The sequence below is a fragment of the Streptomyces sp. NPDC085946 genome, from assembly GCF_044540485.1.
GTDB lineage: Bacteria > Actinomycetota > Actinomycetes > Streptomycetales > Streptomycetaceae > Streptomyces.
On sequence record NZ_JBITSF010000019.1, the window covers coordinates 37,403 to 55,334 of the forward strand.

Here is a 17,932-nt window from a genome sequence, read left to right on the forward strand (position 1 = left end):
ATCCAGGCGGCTATATCCAGTCGTCCGGCTCGGGCTCCGTCTCGGGCCAGTCGTCCGGCCCCGGCTCGGCGCCGTGTCCCGAGCCGGGGGCCGGCGCGGGGGACGGGGCCGGGGCGGCTCCACCGGACGGCCCGTCCAGCGGCCCCAGCACCGCCAGCACCCCCTCCCCGTAGGTCGCCAGCTTCTTCTCGCCCACGCCGCCGATGCTCCCGAGCTCGGCCACCGATGTCGGCCACACCGTGACGATCTCCCGGAGGGTCGCGTCGTGGAAGATGACGTACGCCGGAACGCCCTGCTCACGGGCCTGTTCGGCACGCCAGGCGCGCAGTGCCTCGAAGGCGGGGAGCAGTTCCTCGGGCAGCTCGGCCGCGGCGGCCTTCGGTTTGCGCTCGCCCCGGCCGGAGGACGAGGACGTCCCGCGGGACGCGGCCGGCTTCTTGGGCTCCTTGCGCAGCGGCACCTCCCGTTCCCGCCGCAGCACCGCCCCGCTGGCCTCGGTCAGCACCAGCGTCCCGTACTCCCCCTCGACCGCCAGCAGCCCCTGGGCGAGCAACTGCCGGATGACGCCCCGCCATTCGCCCTCGGTCAGCTCCTCGCCGATGCCGAACACGGACAGCTGGTCGTGGTCGAACTGGATCACCTTCGCCGTGCGCTTCCCGAGCAGGATGTCGACGATCTGCACCGCGCCGAACTTCTGGCCCCGCTCGCGCTGCAGCCGCACCACCGTCGAGAGCACCTTCTGGGCCGCGACCGTGCCGTCCCAGGTCTCCGGCGGGGTCAGGCAGGTGTCGCAGTTGCCGCAGCCCGCCGAGTCCGGGGCCTGGCCGAAGTAGGCGAGGAGCTGGCCGCGACGGCACTGGACGGTCTCGCACAGCGCGAGCATCGCGTCCAGGTGGGCGGCGGCCCGGCGCCGGAACGCCTCGTCGCCCTCGCCGGACTGGATCAGCTTGCGCTGCTGGATGACGTCGTTGAGTCCGTAGGCCATCCACGCCGTCGACGGCAGCCCGTCCCGGCCGGCCCGACCGGTCTCCTGGTAGTAGCCCTCCACCGACTTCGGCAGGTCCAGGTGGGCGACGAACCTGACGTCCGGCTTGTCGATGCCCATGCCGAAGGCGATGGTCGCCACCACCACCAGCCCGTCCTCCCGCAGGAAGCGGGACTGGTGCGCCGCGCGCGTCCCCGCGTCCAGGCCCGCGTGGTACGGCACCGCCTCGATGCCGTTGCGGGACAGGAACTCGGCGGTCTTCTCGACCGAGTTGCGCGAGAGGCAGTAGACGATGCCGGCGTCCCCCGCGTGCTCCTCGCGCAGGAAGCTCAGCAGCTGCTTCTTGGGGTCCGCCTTGGGCACGATCCGGTACTGGATGTTGGGCCGGTCGAAGCTGGCCACGAAGTGCCGGGCCGCCGGCATGTTCAGCCGCTCGGTGATCTCCCGGTGCGTGGCGCGGGTGGCCGTCGCCGTGAGCGCGATCCGGGGCACGTCCGGCCAGCGCTCGCCGAGCAGCGACAGCGCCAGGTAGTCCGGCCGGAAGTCGTGGCCCCACTGGGAGACGCAGTGCGCCTCGTCGATCGCGAAGACGGCGATCTTCCCGCGGGAGAGCAGGTCGAGCGTGCTGTCCAGCCGCAGCCGCTCCGGCGCCAGGTACAGCAGGTCCAGCTCCCCGGCCAGGAACTCGGCCTCGACCGTCCGCCGCTCGTCGAAGTCCTGCGTGGAGTTCACGAACCCGGCGCGCACACCGGCGGCCCGCAGCGCGTCCACCTGGTCCTGCATCAGCGCGATGAGCGGCGACACCACGACGCCCGTGCCCGGTCTGACCAGGGAGGGGATCTGGTAGCACAGCGACTTGCCGGCACCGGTCGGCATGAGGACGACGGCGTCCCCGCCCGCCACCACATGGTCGACGACCGCTTCCTGCTCACCCCGGAAGGCCTCGTACCCGAAGACCCGCTGCAGCGTGGCCAGCGCCTCGCTCTGTGTCACTGGCATCTCGGCGACACCGCCCGTCCCACCCATCGTCGTGCTCCCCGTACGTCGTCCCTCGACCACTGCGTCCACGATAGGGGGCGCCGCCGACAGCACCGGCAGTTATCCACAGGCCCGCACGGCCGCCGGCCGCTCCCGGTCGGGAACGGACGGAGGCGGACACGACGGCGCGGACGCGACGGGGCGGACACGACGGCGCGGACACGACGGCGCGGACACGGAACGGCCCGGCACCCCTCCCGAGGTGCCGGGCCGTCCGCTTCCCTCACGCGCGGCGTCAGCGCACGAACACGCCCGCCTGCCCCGCCAGGTCCAGGAAGTACTGCGGCGCCACGCCCAGCACCAGGGTCACCGCGACGCCGACGCCGATCGCCGTCATGGTGAGCGGCGACGGCACGGCGACCGTCGGCCCCTCCGGCCGCGGCTCGCTGAAGAACATCAGGACGATGACGCGGATGTAGAAGAACGCCGCGATCGCCGACGAGATCACACCGACCACGACGAGCGGTGCCGCGCCGCCCTCCGCCGCCGCCTTGAAGACGGCGAACTTCCCGGCGAAGCCGGAGGTGAGCGGGATGCCCGCGAAGGCCAGCAGGAACACCGCGAAGACGGCCGCCACCAGCGGCGACCGGCGTCCCAGACCGGCCCACTTGGACAGGTGCGTCGCCTCGCCGCCCGCGTCCCGCACCAGCGTGACCACGGCGAAGGCGCCGATCGTCACGAAGGAGTACGCGGCCAGGTAGAAGAGGACCGACGAGACGCCGTCGGGCGTGGTCGCGATGACACCCGCGAGGATGAAGCCCGCGTGCGCGATCGACGAGTACGCCAGGAGCCGCTTGATGTCGGTCTGCGTGATCGCGATGATCGCGCCGCCCAGCATGGTGACGACGGCCACGCCCCACATCACCGGCCGCCAGTCCCAGCGCAGCCCGGGCAGCACCACGTACAGGATCCGCAGGAGCGCGCCGAAGGCCGCCACCTTGGTCGCCGCCGCCATGAAACCGGTCACCGGCGTCGGCGCGCCCTGGTACACGTCCGGCGCCCACATGTGGAACGGCACGGCGCCCACCTTGAACAGCAGGCCCATCACGAGCAGCCCGGCGCCGATGAGCAGCAGCGCGTCGTTGCCCATGGTGTCCGCGAGCGCCGGGGTGACCTCGGCGACCGTGCCGTCGACGACCTGCGCGATCGTCGCGTACGACATGGAGCCCGCGTAGCCGTACAGCAGGGCGATGCCGAACAGCGTGAACGCGGACGCGAACGCGCCGAGCAGGAAGTACTTGACCGCGGCCTCCTGCGACATCAGCCGCTTGCGGCGGGCCACCGCGCACAGCAGGTACAGCGGCAGCGAGAAGACCTCCAGCGCCACGAACAGCGTCAGCAGGTCGTTGGCCGCCGGGAAGATCAGCATTCCGGCGACCGCGAAGAGCAGCAGCGGGAACACCTCGGTGGTGGTGAAGCCGGCCCTGACCGCCGCCTTCTCGCTCTCGCTGCCCGGCACGGAGGCGGCCTGCGCGGCGAAGGAGTCGACGCGGTTGCCGTGCGTCACCGGGTCGAGCCGCCGCTCGGCGAAGGTGAACAGGCCGACCAGGGCCGCCAGCAGGATGGTGCCCTGCAGGAAGAGCGCCGGTCCGTCGACGGCGATCGCGCCCATGGCCGCGATGCGGGCCTTGGTGGTGCCGTACCCGTCCGCCGCGAGCGCGACGACCGCGGCGAACGCGGCGACGAGCGCGACGACGGACACGAACAGCTGCGCGAGGTAACGGGCCTTGCGCGGCACGAACGCCTCGACCAGCACGCCGACGATCGCCGCGCCGACGACGATGAGCGTGGGCGACAGCTGCCCGTACTCGAACTTCGGCGCGTCGATCTTGGTGATCGGGTCGGCCGCGGTTGTCCACAGGCTGTGGACGGCTGATGCGCTCACTTGGCCGCCTCCACCTCGGGCTGGGGGTCCTTCTTCTGTACGTCGGACATGGTCTGCTCGACCGCGGGGTTGACGATGTCCGTGACGGGCTTCGGGTAGACGCCCAGGAAGATCAGCAGTACGACCAGCGGGGCGACGACCACCAGCTCGCGCACCCGCAGGTCCGGCATCGCGGCCACCTCGGGCTTCACCGGGCCCGTCATCGTCCGCTGGTAGAGGACGAGGGTGTAGAGCGCGGCGAGCACGATGCCGAAGGTGGCGATGACGCCGACCACCGGGTACCGCGTGAACGTGCCGACCAGGACGAGGAACTCGCTGACGAACGGCGCGAGCCCCGGCAGCGACAGCGTCGCCAGGCCGCCGATCAGGAAGGTGCCGGCGAGCACCGGGGCGACCTTCTGGACACCGCCGTAGTCGGCGATGAGCCGCGAGCCGCGCCGCGAGATCAGGAAGCCCGCGACCAGCATCAGCGCGGCGGTCGAGATCCCGTGGTTGACCATGTAGAGCGTCGCGCCGGACTGGCCCTGGCTGGTCATCGCGAAGATGCCCATGATGATGAAGCCGAAGTGCGAGATCGACGCGTACGCCACCAGCCGCTTGATGTCCCGCTGGCCGACCGCGAGCAGCGCCCCGTAGATGATGCTGATCAGCGCCAGCACCAGGATCGCGGGCGTCGCCCACGTGCTGGCCTCCGGGAACAGCTGGAGGCAGAAGCGCAGCATCGCGAAGGTGCCCACCTTGTCGACCACCGCGGTGATGAGCACGGCGACCGGAGCGGTGGCCTCCCCCATCGCGTTCGGCAGCCAGGTGTGCAGCGGCCACAGCGGCGCCTTCACCGCGAAGGCGAAGAAGAACCCGAGGAACAGCCAGCGCTCCGTGCTGGTCGCCATGTCGAGCGAGCCGTTGGCGCGGGCCTCGGCGATCTCGGTGAGCGAGAAGTTCCCGGCGACCACGTACAGGCCGATCACCGCGGCCAGCATGATCAGGCCGCCGGCCAGGTTGTAGAGCAGGAACTTCACCGCGGCGTACGACCGCTGCGTGGCGGCCGCGCCCTCGCCGTGCTCGTGGGCACGGTCCCCGAAGCCGCCGATGAGGAAGTACATCGGGATCAGCATGGCTTCGAAGAAGATGTAGAAGAGGAAGACGTCGGTGGCCTCGAAGGAGAGGATCACCATCGCCTCGACGGCCAGGATCAGGGCGAAGAAGCCCTGCGTCGGCCGCCACCGCTTGCTGCCCGTCTCCAGCGGGTCGGCGTCGTGCCAGCCCGCCAGGAGGATGAACGGGACGAGGACCGCCGTGAGCGCGATCAGCGCCACCGCGATGCCGTCCACCCCCAGCTCGTAGCGGACCCCGAAGTCCGCGATCCAGGAGTGGGACTCGGTGAGCTGGTAGCGGTCGCCGTCCGGGTCGAAGCGCACCAGGACGGCGACCGCCAGCGCGAGCGTGGCGAGCGAGAAGAGCAGCGCCAGCCACTTGGCGGCGGTGCGCTTCGCGGCCGGTACCGCGGCCGTGGCGATCGCGCCGACGGCCGGGAGGGCCGCCGTCGCTGTCAGCAGGGGAAAGGACATCGGTATCAGACCGCCCTCATCAGCAGGGTCGCGGCGACCAGGACCGCCGCGCCGCCGAACATCGAGACCGCGTAGGAGCGGGCGAAGCCGTTCTGCAGCCTGCGCATCCGCCCGGACAGGCCGCCGACCGAGGCCGCCGTGCCGTTGACGACGCCGTCCACCAGGGTGTGGTCGACGTACACCAGGGACCGCGTGAGGTGCTCGCCGCCGCGCACCAGGACGACGTGGTTGAAGTCGTCCTGGAGCAGGTCGCGCCGGGCGGCCCGGGTGAGCAGCGACCCGCGCGGGGCGACGGCCGGCACCGGGCGGCGCCCGTACTGCGCCCAGGCGAGGGCGACGCCGAGGACCATCACGGCGACCGTGGCCAGCGTGACCGTCAGGGCGCCGATCGGGGCGTGCCCGTGGTCGTGGCCGGTGACCGGCTCCAGCCAGTGCAGGAAGCGGTCGCCGAGGCTGAAGAAGGCGCCGCCCGCCACCGACCCGACGGCCAGCACGATCATCGGCACCGTCATGATCTTCGGCGACTCGTGCGGGTGCGGCGGCGTGTACGCGCCGCGCGTCTGGGCGGCGGGCTCCACGTCGGGCTCGGCCGGGGACGGCGTCGGCGCGTGCCGCCAGCGCTCCTCGCCGAAGAACGTCATCAGCATCACGCGCGTCATGTAGAAGGCGGTGACGGCCGCGCCGAGCAGGGCCACGCCGCCGAGGATCCAGCCCTCGGTGCCGCCCTTCGCGAACGCCGACTCGATGATCTTGTCCTTGGAGAAGAAGCCGGACAGGCCCGGGAAACCGATGATCGCCAGGTAGCCGAGGCCGAAGGTGACGAAGGTGACCGGCATGTACTTCCTCAGGCCGCCGTACCTCCGCATGTCCACCTCGTCGTTCATGCCGTGCATGACCGAACCGGCGCCGAGGAACAGCCCGGCCTTGAAGAAGCCGTGCGTCACCAGGTGCATGATCGCGAAGACGTAGCCGATGGGGCCGAGGCCCGCGGCCAGCACCATGTAGCCGATCTGCGACATGGTCGAACCGGCCAGCGCCTTCTTGATGTCGTCCTTCGCGCACCCGACGATCGCACCGAACAGGAGCGTGACCGCACCGACGATCGTGACGACCAGCTGCGCGTCCGGGGCGCCGTTGAAGATCGCGCCGGAGCGGACGATCAGGTACACGCCCGCCGTCACCATGGTCGCCGCGTGGATCAGGGCCGAGACCGGGGTCGGGCCCTCCATCGCGTCCCCGAGCCAGGACTGCAGCGGCACCTGGGCGGACTTGCCGCAGGCGGCGAGCAGCAGCATCAGGGCGATCGCGGTGAGCTTGCCCTCGCCGGCCTCACCGGCGAGTCCGGGCTCCTCCAGGGTGCCGAGCACCGGCCCGAAGGCGAAGGTGCCGAACCACAGGAACATCATCATGATCGCGATCGACAGGCCCATGTCGCCGACCCGGTTGACCAGGAAGGCCTTCTTCGCGGCCGTGGCGGCGCTGGGCTTGTGCTGCCAGAAGCCGATCAGCAGGTAGGAGGCGAGACCGACGCCCTCCCATCCGACGTACAGCAGCAGGTAGTTGTCGGCGAGGACGAGGATCAGCATCGCCGCGAGGAACAGGTTCAGGTAGCCGAAGAAGCGGCGGCGGCGCTCGTCGTGCTCCATGTAGCCGACGGAGTACAGGTGGATCAGCGAGCCGACGCCCGTGATCAGCAGCACGAACGTCATCGACAGCTGGTCGAGCCGGAAGGCGACGTCGGCCTGGAAGCCCTCCACCGGGATCCAGCTGAACAGGTGCTGCGTGACGGTGCGTTCTCCGGCCCCCCTGCCCAGCAGGTCGGTGAAGAGCACCAGGCCGAGCACGAAGGACGCGCCCGCCAGCAGCGTGCCGATCCAGTGGCCGACGGCGTCCAGCCGGCGGCCGCCGCACAGCAGGACCACCGCTCCGAGCAGAGGCGCCGCCACCAGCAGCGCAATCAGGTTCTCCACGATTCAGCGACCCCTCACAGCTTCATCAGGCTGGCGTCGTCGACCGAGGCCGAGTGGCGGGTACGGAACAGGGACACGATGATCGCGAGCCCGACCACGACCTCCGCGGCGGCGACGACCATCGTGAAGAACGCGATGATCTGGCCGTCGAGATTGCCGTGCATCCGGGAGAAGGCGACGAACGCGAGGTTGCAGGCGTTGAGCATGAGCTCGACGCACATGAAGACCACGATCGCGTTGCGCCGGATCAGCACGCCGGTGGCGCCGATCGTGAAGAGCAGGGCCGCGAGATAGAGGTAGTTGACGGGGCTCACTTCGACGCCTCCTCGGGCCGCTTGAACGTCGCCGGTTCGACGGCCCGGCGCTCCAGGCGCTCCTCGGCGCGCTGCTCCAGCGCCCGCAGGTCGTTGAGCGCCTCCTGCGACACGTCACGGACCTGGCCGCGCTCGCGCAGCGTCTTGCTGACGGTGAGGTCGGAGGCGGTGCCGTCGGGCAGCAGGCCCGCGATGTCCACGGCGTTGTGCCGGGCGTACACCCCGGGCGCGGGCAGCGGCGGGAGGTGCCGGCCCTCCCGGACGCGCTGTTCGGCCAGCTCGCGCTGGGTCCTGGCGCGCTCGGTGCGCTCCCGGTGGGTGAGCACCATGGCGCCGACCGCGGCCGTGATGAGCAGGGCGCCGGTGATCTCGAACGCGAAGACGTACTGGGTGAAGATGAGGGACGCGATGCCCTCCACGTTGCCGCCCGCGTTGGCCTGGCCGACGCCGTCGAACTCCCGCAGGGAGGCGTGGCCGATGCCCGCGACCAGCAGGACGCCGAAGCCCAGCCCGCACAGCAGGGCCAGCCAGCGCTGGCCCTTGATGGTCTCCTTCAGGGAGTCCGCCGCGGTGACGCCGACGAGCATCACCACGAACAGGAACAGCATCATGATCGCGCCGGTGTAGACGACGATCTGGACGACGCCCAGGAAGTAGGCGCCGTTGGCGAGGTAGAACACCGCCAGGACGATCATGGTCCCGGCCAGGCAGAGCGCGCTGTGCACGGCCCTCTTCATGAAGACGGTGCACAGGGCGCCGACCACGGCGACCGTGCCGAGGATCCAGAACTGGACGGCCTCTCCGGTGGAGGTGGTGTAGGCGGCGAGCTGGGCGCTCATCGGCCGATCACCTCCTCCGACGCCGGTTCGGTCCCGCCGGACGTCGAGTCGGCCTCCTGGACGACCTGGCCCTCGGAGTGGGCGGTCTGCCGCGTGGTGCCGGGCGCGGCCTCGGTCACCAGACCCCGGTAGTAGTCCTGTTCGTCCGTCCCCGGGTACATCGCGTGCGGCGCCTCGACCATGCCCTCGTCCAGGCCGGCGAGCAGCTGCTCCTTGGTGTAGATGAGGTTCGCGCGGCTGGAGTCGGCCAGCTCGAACTCGTTGGTCATCGTCAGCGCGCGCGTGGGGCACGCCTCGATGCACAGGCCGCACAGGATGCAGCGGGCGTAGTTGATCTGGTAGACGCGGCCGTACCGCTCGCCCGGCGAGTAGCGCTCCTCGTCGGTGTTGTCCGCGCCCTCCACGTAGATCGCGTCGGCGGGGCACGCCCAGGCGCACAGTTCGCAGCCGACGCACTTCTCCAGGCCGTCCGGATGGCGGTTGAGCTGGTGCCGTCCGTGGAAGCGCGGAGCCGTGGTCTTCTGCTGCTCCGGGTACTGCTCGGTGAGCCGCTTCTTGAACATGGCCTTGAACGTCACGCCGAAGCCGGCCACCGGGTTCTGGAAACCGGGCTTGGTCTCCTTGGGCTCCTCAGCCATCGGACGCCTCCTTTCCCTCCGTAGATCCGCCCAGAGGTCCGTCACTCTGAGTATCGGGCCCACCACTGACAATCAGCTCGCGCTCGCGGCGCGGACGGCGCCGCGGCACCGCGGGCGCCTCCTGCCCGGGCAGCGGCGGTACGGGGAACCCGCCCGCCATCGGGTCGAACGCGGCCGGCTTCCCGGCGGGCGGCTCGGCCTCCTTGGCCTTGTCGCGGAACAGGTCGGCGACGAAGGAGAGCAGCAGCAGGGCGAGGACGCCGCCGCCGATGTAGAGGGCGATGTCGGCGAAGTCGTAGTTCTCGTTGCGCAGCGCGCGCACGGAGGCGACGAGCATCAGCCACACCAGCGAGACCGGGATGAGGACCTTCCAGCCGAGCTTCATCAGCTGGTCGTAGCGGACCCGCGGGAGCGTGCCGCGCAGCCAGACGAAGAAGAACAGCAGCAGCTGGACCTTGACGGTGAACCAGAGCAGCGGCCACCAGCCGTGGTTCGCGCCCTCCCAGAAGGTGCTGATCGGCCACGGGGCCCGCCAGCCGCCCAGGAACAGCGTGGTGGCGACGGCCGAGACGGTGACCATGTTGACGTACTCGGCGAGCATGAACATCGCGAACTTGATCGACGAGTACTCGGTGTTGAAGCCGCCCACCAGGTCGCCCTCGGACTCCGGCATGTCGAAGGGGGCGCGGTTGGTCTCGCCGACCATGGTGACGATGTAGAGGATGAAGGAGACCGGCAGCAGCAGGATGTACCAGCGGTCCGTCTGCTGCTCGACGATCGTCGACGTCGACATCGACCCCGAGTAGAGGAACACCGAGGCGAAGGCGGCGCCCATGGCGATCTCGTACGAGATCATCTGCGCGCAGGACCGCAGGCCGCCCAGCAGCGGATAGGTCGAGCCGGAGCTCCAGCCCGCGAGCACGATGCCGTAGATGCCGACCGAGGCGACCGCGAGGATGTAGAGCATCGCGATCGGCAGGTCGGTGAGCTGCATCGTGGTGCGCTGGCCGAAGATCGAGATCTCGTTGCCGGCCGGGCCGAAGGGGATCACCGCGATCGCCATGAAGGCCGGGACGGCCGCGACGATCGGCGCGAGGACGTACACCGCCTTGTCCGCGCGCTTGACGACGATGTCCTCCTTCAGCATCAGCTTGATGCCGTCGGCGAGCGACTGGAGCATGCCCCAGGGGCCGTGCCGGTTGGGGCCGACGCGCAGCTGCATCCAGGCGACGACCTTGCGCTCCATGACGATGGAGATCAGCACGGTCACCATCAGGAAGGCGAAGCAGAACACCGCCTTGACGACGACCAGCCACCAGGGGTCGCGGCCGAACATCGAGAGGTCTTCAGCGGCGAGGTACGGGCTCATGCCTCCACCTCCTGGGGGGCGCCGCCGGCGGGCGTCGCCGGGCCGATGCGGACGAGGGAGCCGGGCAGCACCCCGGCGTCGGAGGCGACGCCCCGGCCGGCGGAGTTCAGCGGGAGCCAGACCACCCGGTCGGGCATCTCGGTGACCTGGAGCGGAAGGGCGACGACTCCGGCGGGCCCGGTCACGGCGAGCAGGTCGCCTTCCTCGACGCCCGCCTCGGCGGCCGTGGCGGCCGACAGGCGCGCGTGGGCCGCGTGCCGGGTGCCGGCGAGCGCCTCGTCGCCCTCCTGGAGGAGGCCCTGGTCGAGCAGCAGCCGGTGCCCGGCGAGCACGGCCTCCCCGGCGGCGGGCCGCGGCAGCGCGCCCGCCGTCTCCAGGGGTTCGGTGGCCCGCGGGCCGTCCCAGGCGCCGAGCCGGTCCAGCTCCGCGCGCGTGGTGCGCAGATCCGGCAGGCCCAGGTGGACGTCCATGGCGTCCGCCAGCATCTGCAGCACGCGCCCGTCGGTGGGCGCGACCCGGCGGGTCATCTGGTCGGGCTTGAGCGCGGCCTCGAAGAAGCGGACCCGGCCCTCCCAGTTGAGGAAGGTGCCGGCCTTCTCGGCGACCGCCGCGACCGGCAGGACCACGTCGGCCTTCTCGGTGATCTCGCTGGGCCGCAGCTCCAGCGCCACCAGGAAGCCCACCTCGTCGAGCGCCGCACGCGCGCGTGCCGGGTCGGGCAGGTCGGCGATCTCCACGCCCGCCACCAGCAGCGCCTGGAGTTCGCCGGTCGCGGCGGCCTCGACGATCTGGCTCGTGTCGCGGCCGTAGCGGTGCGGGAGGCCGGCGACGCCCCAGACGGCGGCGACCTCGTCCCGCGCCCGCGGGTCGGTCGCCGGACGGCCGCCCGGCAGCAGCGACGGCAGCGCGCCCGCCTCGATCGCTCCGCGTTCCCCGGCCCGGCGCGGGATCCACGCCAGCCGGGCACCGGTCGCGGAGGCGGTCCGCACGGCGGCGGTGAGACCGCCGGCCACCCCGGCCAGCCGCTCGCCGACGACGATCACCGCTCCCTCGGTGCGCAGCGCCTCGGCGGCCGCCGCCCCGTCGCCCGCCAGGCCGACGCCGCTCGCGAGCGCGTCCAGCCACTCGGTCTCGGTGCCGGGCGCGGCCGGCAGCAGCGTGCCACCGGCCTTGTCCAGTCCGCGCGTGGCGTGCGTGGCCAGGGCGAACACCCTCTGCCCGTGCCGGCGCCAGGCCTTGCGCAGCCGCAGGAAGACGCCGGGCGCCTCCTCCTCGGCCTCGAACCCGACCAGCAGGACGGCGGGCGCCTTCTCCAGGGAGGCGTACGTGACGCCCGTGCCGTCGAGGTCGCGTCCCCGGCCCGCGACCCGGGCGGCCAGGAAGTCGGCCTCCTCGCCGCTGTGCACGCGCGCGCGGAAGTCGATGTCGTTGGTGTCGAGCGCCACGCGCGCGAACTTGCTGTACGCGTAGGCGTCCTCGACGGTGAGGCGGCCGCCGGTCAGGACACCGGTGCGGCCCCGGGAGGCGAGCAGCCCCTGGGCGGCGATCTGCAGGGCCTCCGGCCAGGAGGCCGGCTCCAGTTCGCCCTCGGCGTTGCGCACCAGGGGCGTCTGCAGCCGGTCGCGCTGCTGCGCATACCGGAACGCGAACCGTCCCTTGTCGCAGATCCACTCCTCGTTGACCTCGGGGTCGAGGGCCGCGAGGCGCCGCATGACCTTGCCGCGCCGGTGGTCGGTGCGCGTGGCGCAGCCGCCGGAGCAGTGCTCGCACACGGACGGCGAGGAGACCAGGTCGAAGGGCCGGGAGCGGAACCGGTACGCCGCCGAGGTCAGCGCGCCGACGGGGCAGATCTGGATGGTGTTGCCGGAGAAGTACGACTCGAAGGGGTCGCCCTCGCCGGTGCCGACCTGCTGGAGCGCGCCCCGCTCCACCAGCTCGATCATCGGGTCGCCCGCGACCTGGTTGGAGAACCGGGTGCAGCGGGCGCACAGCACGCACCGCTCCCGGTCCAGCAGCACCTGCGTGGAGATCGGCACGGGCTTGGCGTACGTGCGCTTCTTGCCCTCGAAGCGGGAGTCGGCGTTGCCGTGCGACATCGCCTGGTTCTGCAGCGGGCACTCGCCGCCCTTGTCGCAGACCGGGCAGTCCAGCGGGTGGTTGATGAGCAGGAGCTCCATCACGCCCTTCTGGGCCTTCTCCGCGACCGGCGAGGTCAGGTGGGTCTTCACCACCATCCCGTCGGTGCAGGTGATGGTGCACGACGCCATGGGCTTGCGCTGGCCCTCGACCTCGACGATGCACTGCCGGCAGGCGCCGGCCGGGTCGAGGAGGGGGTGGTCGCAGAACCGGGGGATCTCGATGCCGAGCTGTTCGGCGGCCCGGATGACCAGGGTGCCCTTGGGCACGCTGATCTCGATGCCGTCGATCGTCAGCGTGACGAGATCCTCCGGCGGAACCGCCGCCTCTCCCCCGCCGGAGGGAGCGCTGGTGGTCACGGTCATGCGTTCACCTCCGTGCGGTCGGCCCAGGCCGTCGACTTGGCCGGGTCGAAGGGGCAGCCCCGGCCCGTGATGTGCTGCTCGTACTCCTCGCGGAAGTACTTGAGCGAGGAGAAGATCGGCGAGGCGGCGCCGTCGCCGAGGGCGCAGAAGGACTTGCCGTTGATGTTGTCGGCGATGTCGGCGAGCTTGTCGAGGTCGAAGGCCTTGCCCTTGCCGGCCTCGATGTCGCGCAGCAGCTGCACCAGCCAGTACGTGCCCTCGCGGCAGGGCGTGCACTTGCCGCAGGACTCGTGGGCGTAGAACTCGGTCCAGCGGGTGACGGCACGCACGACGCAGGTCGTCTCGTCGAAGCACTGGAGGGCTTTCGTGCCGAGCATGGAACCCGCGGCCCCCACTCCTTCGTAGTCCAGGGGGACGTCGAGGTGCTCGTCGGTGAACATCGGGGTCGAGGAGCCGCCCGGCGTCCAGAACTTGAGGCGGTGTCCGGGGCGCATCCCGCCGCTCATGTCGAGGAGCTGGCGCAGGGTGATCCCGAGCGGTGCCTCGTACTGGCCGGGGCTGGCGACGTGGCCGGACAGGGAGTAGAGCGTGAAGCCCGGGGACTTCTCGCTCCCCATCGACCGGAACCACTCCTTGCCCCGGTGCATGATCGCGGGAACCGACGCGATCGACTCGACGTTGTTCACCACGGTGGGGCACGCGTAGAGGCCCGCGACGGCGGGGAAGGGGGGACGCAGCCGCGGCTGGCCGCGGCGGCCTTCGAGGGAGTCCAGCAGCGCGGTCTCCTCGCCGCAGATGTACGCGCCCGCGCCCGCGTGCACGGTGAGTTCCAGGTCGAGACCGCTGCCCAGGATGTCCTTGCCGAGGAAGCCGGCCGCGTAGGCCTCGCGGACGGCCTCGTGCAGCCGCCGCAGCACGGGGACGACCTCTCCCCGCAGGTAGACGAAGGCGTGCGACGACCTGATGGCGTAGCACGCGATGACGATGCCCTCGATGAGGCTGTGCGGGTTCGCGAAGAGGAGCGGGATGTCCTTGCACGTCCCGGGCTCCGACTCGTCGGCGTTGACGACGAGGTAGTGGGGCTTGCCGTCTCCCTGGGGGATGAACTGCCACTTCATCCCCGTGGGGAACCCGGCGCCGCCGCGGCCGCGCAGACCGGAGTCCTTGACGTACGCGATGACGTCGTCCGGTGACATGGCCAGCGCCTTGCGGAGCCCCTCGTACCCGTCGTGCCTGCGGTACACGTCCAGCGTCCAGGACCTGTCCTCGTCCCAGAAGGCCGACAGCACCGGTGCGAGCAGCTTCTCCGGGCTCATGTCCTTGAGTTCGGCTGCCAAGGTCATCACTCCCCCTCCTTCGCGACGGGCCCGGCCGGGTTGGCGGGGTCGGAGGCCGACGTGTCCCGCGGCGCGTCGTGCGAGCTCAGGTGTTCCGTCGGGGACGGGTCGTGCGGCGCCTCGTCCTCGGGTGCCGCGCCGCGCGGGTGGACCACGCGCGCGGGGGCGGTCTCCCCCTTGGCGAGCTTGAGGCCCACCAGGGAGGCGTGTCCCGCGCTTCCCCCCGCCTCGACGGCCCCGTCGCGCGCGTCGGGGAAGCCCGCCAGGATCCGGGCGGTCTCCTTGAAGGTGCACAGCGGCGCGCCGCGCGTGGGGCTCACCGGCCGTCCCGCGCGCAGGTCGTCGACGAGGCGCTTGGCGCTCGCCGGGGTCTGGTTGTCGAAGAACTCCCAGTTCACCATCACGACCGGGGCGTAGTCGCAGGCCGCGTTGCACTCGATGTGCTCCAGGGTGACCTTGCCGTCGCCGGTGGTCTCGCCGTTGCCGACGCCCAGGTGCTCCTGGAGCTCCTCGAAGATCGCGTCGCCGCCCATGACGGCGCACAGCGTGTTGGTGCAGACGCCCACCTGGTAGTCGCCGGAGGGCTTGCGCCGGTACATCGTGTAGAAGGTGGCGACGGCGGTGACCTCGGCCGTGGTCAGGCCGAGCACGTCCGCGCAGAACCGCATCCCGGTGCGCGTGACGTGCCCCTCCTCGGACTGCACGAGGTGCAGCAGCGGCAGCAGGGCGGACCGGGAGTCCGGGTAGCGGGCGATGATCTCGCGCGCGTCCGTCTCCAGACGGGCGCGGACGTCGTCCGGGTAGGCGGGGGCGGGCAGTTCGGGCATGCCCAGGCTGACGCCCCGCTCGGAAGAGGTGGTCACCGGTCGACGCCTCCCATCACGGGGTCGATGGACGCGACGGCGACGATGACGTCGGCGACCTGGCCGCCTTCGCACATCGCCGCCATGGCCTGCAGGTTGGTGAAGGACGGGTCGCGGAAGTGGACCCGGAAGGGGCGGGTGCCGCCGTCGGACACGACGTGCACCCCGAGTTCGCCCTTGGGCGACTCGACCGCCGCGTACGCCTGTCCCGGCGGGACGCGGAAGCCCTCGGTGACCAGCTTGAAGTGGTGGATCAGGGCCTCCATGGAGGTGCCCATGATCTTCTTGATGTGGTCGAGGGAGTTGCCGAGCCCGTCCGGTCCCAGGGCGAGCTGGGCGGGCCAGGCGATCTTCTTGTCGGCGACCATGACCGGGCCGGGCTGGAGCCGGTCCAGGCACTGCTCGACGATCCGCAGCGACTGGCGCATCTCCTCCAGGCGGATGAGGAAGCGGCCGTAGGCGTCGCAGGTGTCGGCGGTCGGGACGTCGAAGTCGTAGGTCTCGTAGCCGCAGTAGGGCTGGGCCTTGCGCAGGTCGTGCGGCAGGCCCGTGGAGCGCAGGATCGGGCCGGTGGCGCCGAGGGCCATGCAGCCGGCCAGGTCGAGGTAGCCGATGTCCTGCATACGGGCCTTGAAGATGGGGTTCCCGGTGGCGAGCTTGTCGTACTCCGGGAGGTTCTTCTTCATCTTCTTCACGAACTCGCGGATCTGGTCCACCGCGCCGGGCGGCAGGTCCTGGGCGAGTCCGCCGGGGCGGATGTACGCGTGGTTCATCCGCAGGCCGGTGATCAGCTCGTAGATGTCGAGAATGAGTTCACGATCACGGAAGCCGTAGATCATGATCGTGGTGGCGCCGAGCTCCATGCCGCCGGTGGCGATGCACACCAGGTGGGAGGAGAGCCGGTTGAGCTCCATCAGGAGCACGCGGATGATCGAGGCGCGGTCCGGGATGTCGTCCTCGATGCCGAGGAGCTTCTCGACGCCGAGGCAGTACGCCGTCTCGTTGAAGAACGGCGTCAGGTAGTCCATGCGCGTCACGAACGTGGTGCCCTGCGTCCACGTGCGGTACTCGAGGTTCTTCTCGATGCCGGTGTGCAGGTAGCCGATGCCGCAGCGGGCCTCGGTGACCGTCTCGCCCTCGATCTCCAGGATCAGGCGGAGCACGCCGTGCGTGGACGGGTGCTGCGGCCCCATGTTGACGACGATGCGCTCGTCGTCGGCGCGGGCCGCGGACTGGACGACCTCGTCCCAGTCGCCGCCGGTGACGGTGTAGACGGTGCCTTCGGTGGTCTCGCGGGCGGAGGCGGACGAGGGGGACTGCGTGCTCATGAGTACGACCTCCGCTGGTCCGGAGCCGGGATCTGGGCGCCCTTGTACTCGACGGGGATGCCGCCGAGGGGGTAGTCCTTGCGCTGCGGGTGGCCCTGCCAGTCGTCCGGCATCATGATCCGCGTCAGGGCCGGGTGACCGTCGAAGACGATGCCGAAGAAGTCGTACGCCTCGCGCTCGTGCCAGTCGTTGGTCGGGTAGACGGAGACCAGCGACGGGATGTGCGGGTCGCCGTCGGGGCAGCTGACCTCCAGGCGGATCAGCCGGTTGTGGGTGATCGAGCGCAGGTGGTAGACGGCGTGCAGCTCGCGGCCCTTGTCGCCGGGGTAGTGGACGCCGCTGACGCCGGTGCACAGCTCGAAGCGCAGCGCCGGGTCGTCGCGCAGGGTGCGGGCGACGCGGACCAGGTGCTCGCGCTCGATGTGGAAGGTGAGCTCGCCGCGGTCGACGACCGTCTTCTCGATGGCGTTCCCGGGCAGCAGGCCCTGTTCCTCCAGCGCGCCTTCCAGTTCGTCGGCGACCTCGTCGAACCAGCCGCCGTAGGGGCGGCTCGCCGGTCCCGGGAGCCGGACCGAGCGGACCAGGCCGCCGTAGCCGGAGGTGTCGCCGCCGTTGTTCGCGCCGAACATGCCGCGCTGGACGCGGATCTCCTCGCCGCCCTGGCCGCGCTGGCCCGGGAGGTTGGACGCGCTGAGGTCCTTCTCGGGGTTGGTCCCGTTGCCGTTCGCGTCGCTCACCGCAGCAGCCCCTTCATCTCGATGGTGGGCAGGGCCTTGAGCGCCGCCTCCTCCGCCTCGCGGGCCGCCTCCTCGGCGTTCACGCCGAGCTTGGAGTTCTGGATCTTGTGGTGGAGCTTGAGGATGGCGTCCATCAGCATCTCGGGCCGCGGCGGGCAGCCGGGGAGGTAGATGTCGACCGGCACGATGTGGTCGACGCCCTGGACGATGGCGTAGTTGTTGAACATGCCGCCGGAGGAGGCGCAGACCCCCATGGAGATCACCCACTTGGGGTTCGGCATCTGGTCGTAGACCTGCCGCAGCACCGGCGCCATCTTCTGGCTCACCCGGCCGGCCACGATCATCAGGTCCGCCTGGCGCGGCGAGCCGCGGAAGACCTCCATGCCGAAGCGCGCCAGGTCGTAGCGGCCGGCGCCGGTGGTCATCATCTCGATGGCGCAGCAGGCGAGGCCGAAGGTGGCGGGGAAGACCGACGCCTTGCGCACCCAGCCCGCGGCCTGCTCGACGGTGGTCAGCAGGAAGCCGCTCGGCAGCTTTTCTTCGAGTCCCATGACTAAAGG

14 protein-coding genes are annotated in these 17,932 nt (G+C 71.0%); all 14 read right to left on the reverse strand.

What is annotated here, in order from left to right; genetic code table 11:
* Window positions 1-10: 10 nt before the first annotated feature.
* Window positions 11-2,011: a DNA helicase RecQ gene (recQ, locus tag ACIF8T_RS30115; RefSeq protein WP_400039272.1), complete on the reverse strand. Its 2,001-nt coding sequence runs from the start codon at window positions 2,009-2,011 to the stop codon at window positions 11-13.
* A gap of 247 nt (window positions 2,012-2,258) precedes the next feature.
* On the reverse strand, window positions 2,259-3,908 hold the full coding sequence (nuoN, locus tag ACIF8T_RS30120) for an NADH-quinone oxidoreductase subunit NuoN (RefSeq protein WP_400039274.1): 1,650 nt from the start codon (window positions 3,906-3,908) through the stop codon (window positions 2,259-2,261).
* Window positions 3,905-5,476 carry an NADH-quinone oxidoreductase subunit M gene (locus tag ACIF8T_RS30125; protein WP_400039275.1) on the reverse strand — a complete coding sequence of 524 codons (1,572 nt, stop codon included), beginning with the start codon at window positions 5,474-5,476 and terminating at the stop codon, window positions 3,905-3,907. Before ACIF8T_RS30125 ends, nuoN begins: the two co-directional genes overlap by 4 nt.
* A 5-nt stretch (window positions 5,477-5,481) precedes the next feature.
* Window positions 5,482-7,446 carry an NADH-quinone oxidoreductase subunit L gene (nuoL, locus tag ACIF8T_RS30130; RefSeq protein WP_400039277.1) on the reverse strand — a complete coding sequence of 655 codons (1,965 nt, stop codon included), beginning with the start codon at window positions 7,444-7,446 and terminating at the stop codon, window positions 5,482-5,484.
* 14 nt (window positions 7,447-7,460) lie between these two features.
* Window positions 7,461-7,760, reverse strand: a complete 300-nt coding sequence (gene nuoK / locus ACIF8T_RS30135; protein WP_400039278.1) for an NADH-quinone oxidoreductase subunit NuoK — start codon at window positions 7,758-7,760, stop codon at window positions 7,461-7,463.
* Window positions 7,757-8,599 carry an NADH-quinone oxidoreductase subunit J gene (locus ACIF8T_RS30140; protein WP_400039280.1) on the reverse strand — a complete coding sequence of 281 codons (843 nt, stop codon included), beginning with the start codon at window positions 8,597-8,599 and terminating at the stop codon, window positions 7,757-7,759. The genes nuoK and ACIF8T_RS30140 overlap by 4 nt, the downstream gene beginning before the upstream one ends.
* On the reverse strand, window positions 8,596-9,237 hold the full coding sequence (nuoI, locus tag ACIF8T_RS30145) for an NADH-quinone oxidoreductase subunit NuoI (protein ID WP_400039282.1): 642 nt from the start codon (window positions 9,235-9,237) through the stop codon (window positions 8,596-8,598). Before nuoI ends, ACIF8T_RS30140 begins: the two co-directional genes overlap by 4 nt.
* Window positions 9,230-10,606: an NADH-quinone oxidoreductase subunit NuoH gene (gene nuoH, locus ACIF8T_RS30150; protein ID WP_400039284.1), complete on the reverse strand. Its 1,377-nt coding sequence runs from the start codon at window positions 10,604-10,606 to the stop codon at window positions 9,230-9,232. Before nuoH ends, nuoI begins: the two co-directional genes overlap by 8 nt.
* A complete protein-coding gene (locus ACIF8T_RS30155; RefSeq protein WP_400039286.1) occupies window positions 10,603-13,107 on the reverse strand; it encodes an NADH-quinone oxidoreductase subunit G in 2,505 nt (834 codons plus the stop codon). The genes nuoH and ACIF8T_RS30155 overlap by 4 nt, the downstream gene beginning before the upstream one ends.
* Window positions 13,104-14,453 carry an NADH-quinone oxidoreductase subunit NuoF gene (nuoF, locus tag ACIF8T_RS30160; RefSeq protein WP_400039288.1) on the reverse strand — a complete coding sequence of 450 codons (1,350 nt, stop codon included), beginning with the start codon at window positions 14,451-14,453 and terminating at the stop codon, window positions 13,104-13,106. Before nuoF ends, ACIF8T_RS30155 begins: the two co-directional genes overlap by 4 nt.
* Window positions 14,450-15,271 carry an NADH-quinone oxidoreductase subunit NuoE gene (gene nuoE / locus ACIF8T_RS30165; protein ID WP_400039441.1) on the reverse strand — a complete coding sequence of 274 codons (822 nt, stop codon included), beginning with the start codon at window positions 15,269-15,271 and terminating at the stop codon, window positions 14,450-14,452. Before nuoE ends, nuoF begins: the two co-directional genes overlap by 4 nt.
* A gap of 32 nt (window positions 15,272-15,303) precedes the next feature.
* Complete coding sequence (locus tag ACIF8T_RS30170; RefSeq protein ID WP_400039290.1) at window positions 15,304-16,635, reverse strand: NADH-quinone oxidoreductase subunit D; 1,332 nt, start codon at window positions 16,633-16,635, stop codon at window positions 15,304-15,306.
* Window positions 16,632-17,372: an NADH-quinone oxidoreductase subunit C gene (locus tag ACIF8T_RS30175; RefSeq protein ID WP_400039291.1), complete on the reverse strand. Its 741-nt coding sequence runs from the start codon at window positions 17,370-17,372 to the stop codon at window positions 16,632-16,634. The genes ACIF8T_RS30170 and ACIF8T_RS30175 overlap by 4 nt, the downstream gene beginning before the upstream one ends.
* Window positions 17,369-17,923 carry an NADH-quinone oxidoreductase subunit B family protein gene (locus ACIF8T_RS30180; RefSeq protein ID WP_055635348.1) on the reverse strand — a complete coding sequence of 185 codons (555 nt, stop codon included), beginning with the start codon at window positions 17,921-17,923 and terminating at the stop codon, window positions 17,369-17,371. The genes ACIF8T_RS30175 and ACIF8T_RS30180 overlap by 4 nt, the downstream gene beginning before the upstream one ends.
* Window positions 17,924-17,932 lie beyond the last annotated feature (9 nt).

Coding starts and splice junctions, on each gene's coding strand:
- ACIF8T_RS30155 (WP_400039286.1), bottom strand. CDS start 13,107: ATGACCGTGACCACCAGCGCTCCCTCCGGCGGGGGAGAGGCGGCGGTT.
- ACIF8T_RS30170 (WP_400039290.1), bottom strand. CDS start 16,635: ATGAGCACGCAGTCCCCCTCGTCCGCCTCCGCCCGCGAGACCACCGAA.
- ACIF8T_RS30125 (WP_400039275.1), bottom strand. CDS start 5,476: ATGTCCTTTCCCCTGCTGACAGCGACGGCGGCCCTCCCGGCCGTCGGC.
- ACIF8T_RS30180 (WP_055635348.1), bottom strand. CDS start 17,923: ATGGGACTCGAAGAAAAGCTGCCGAGCGGCTTCCTGCTGACCACCGTC.
- nuoI (WP_400039282.1), bottom strand. CDS start 9,237: ATGGCTGAGGAGCCCAAGGAGACCAAGCCCGGTTTCCAGAACCCGGTG.
- recQ (WP_400039272.1), bottom strand. CDS start 2,011: ATGGGTGGGACGGGCGGTGTCGCCGAGATGCCAGTGACACAGAGCGAG.
- nuoE (WP_400039441.1), bottom strand. CDS start 15,271: ATGCCCGAACTGCCCGCCCCCGCCTACCCGGACGACGTCCGCGCCCGT.
- nuoH (WP_400039284.1), bottom strand. CDS start 10,606: ATGAGCCCGTACCTCGCCGCTGAAGACCTCTCGATGTTCGGCCGCGAC.
- ACIF8T_RS30140 (WP_400039280.1), bottom strand. CDS start 8,599: ATGAGCGCCCAGCTCGCCGCCTACACCACCTCCACCGGAGAGGCCGTC.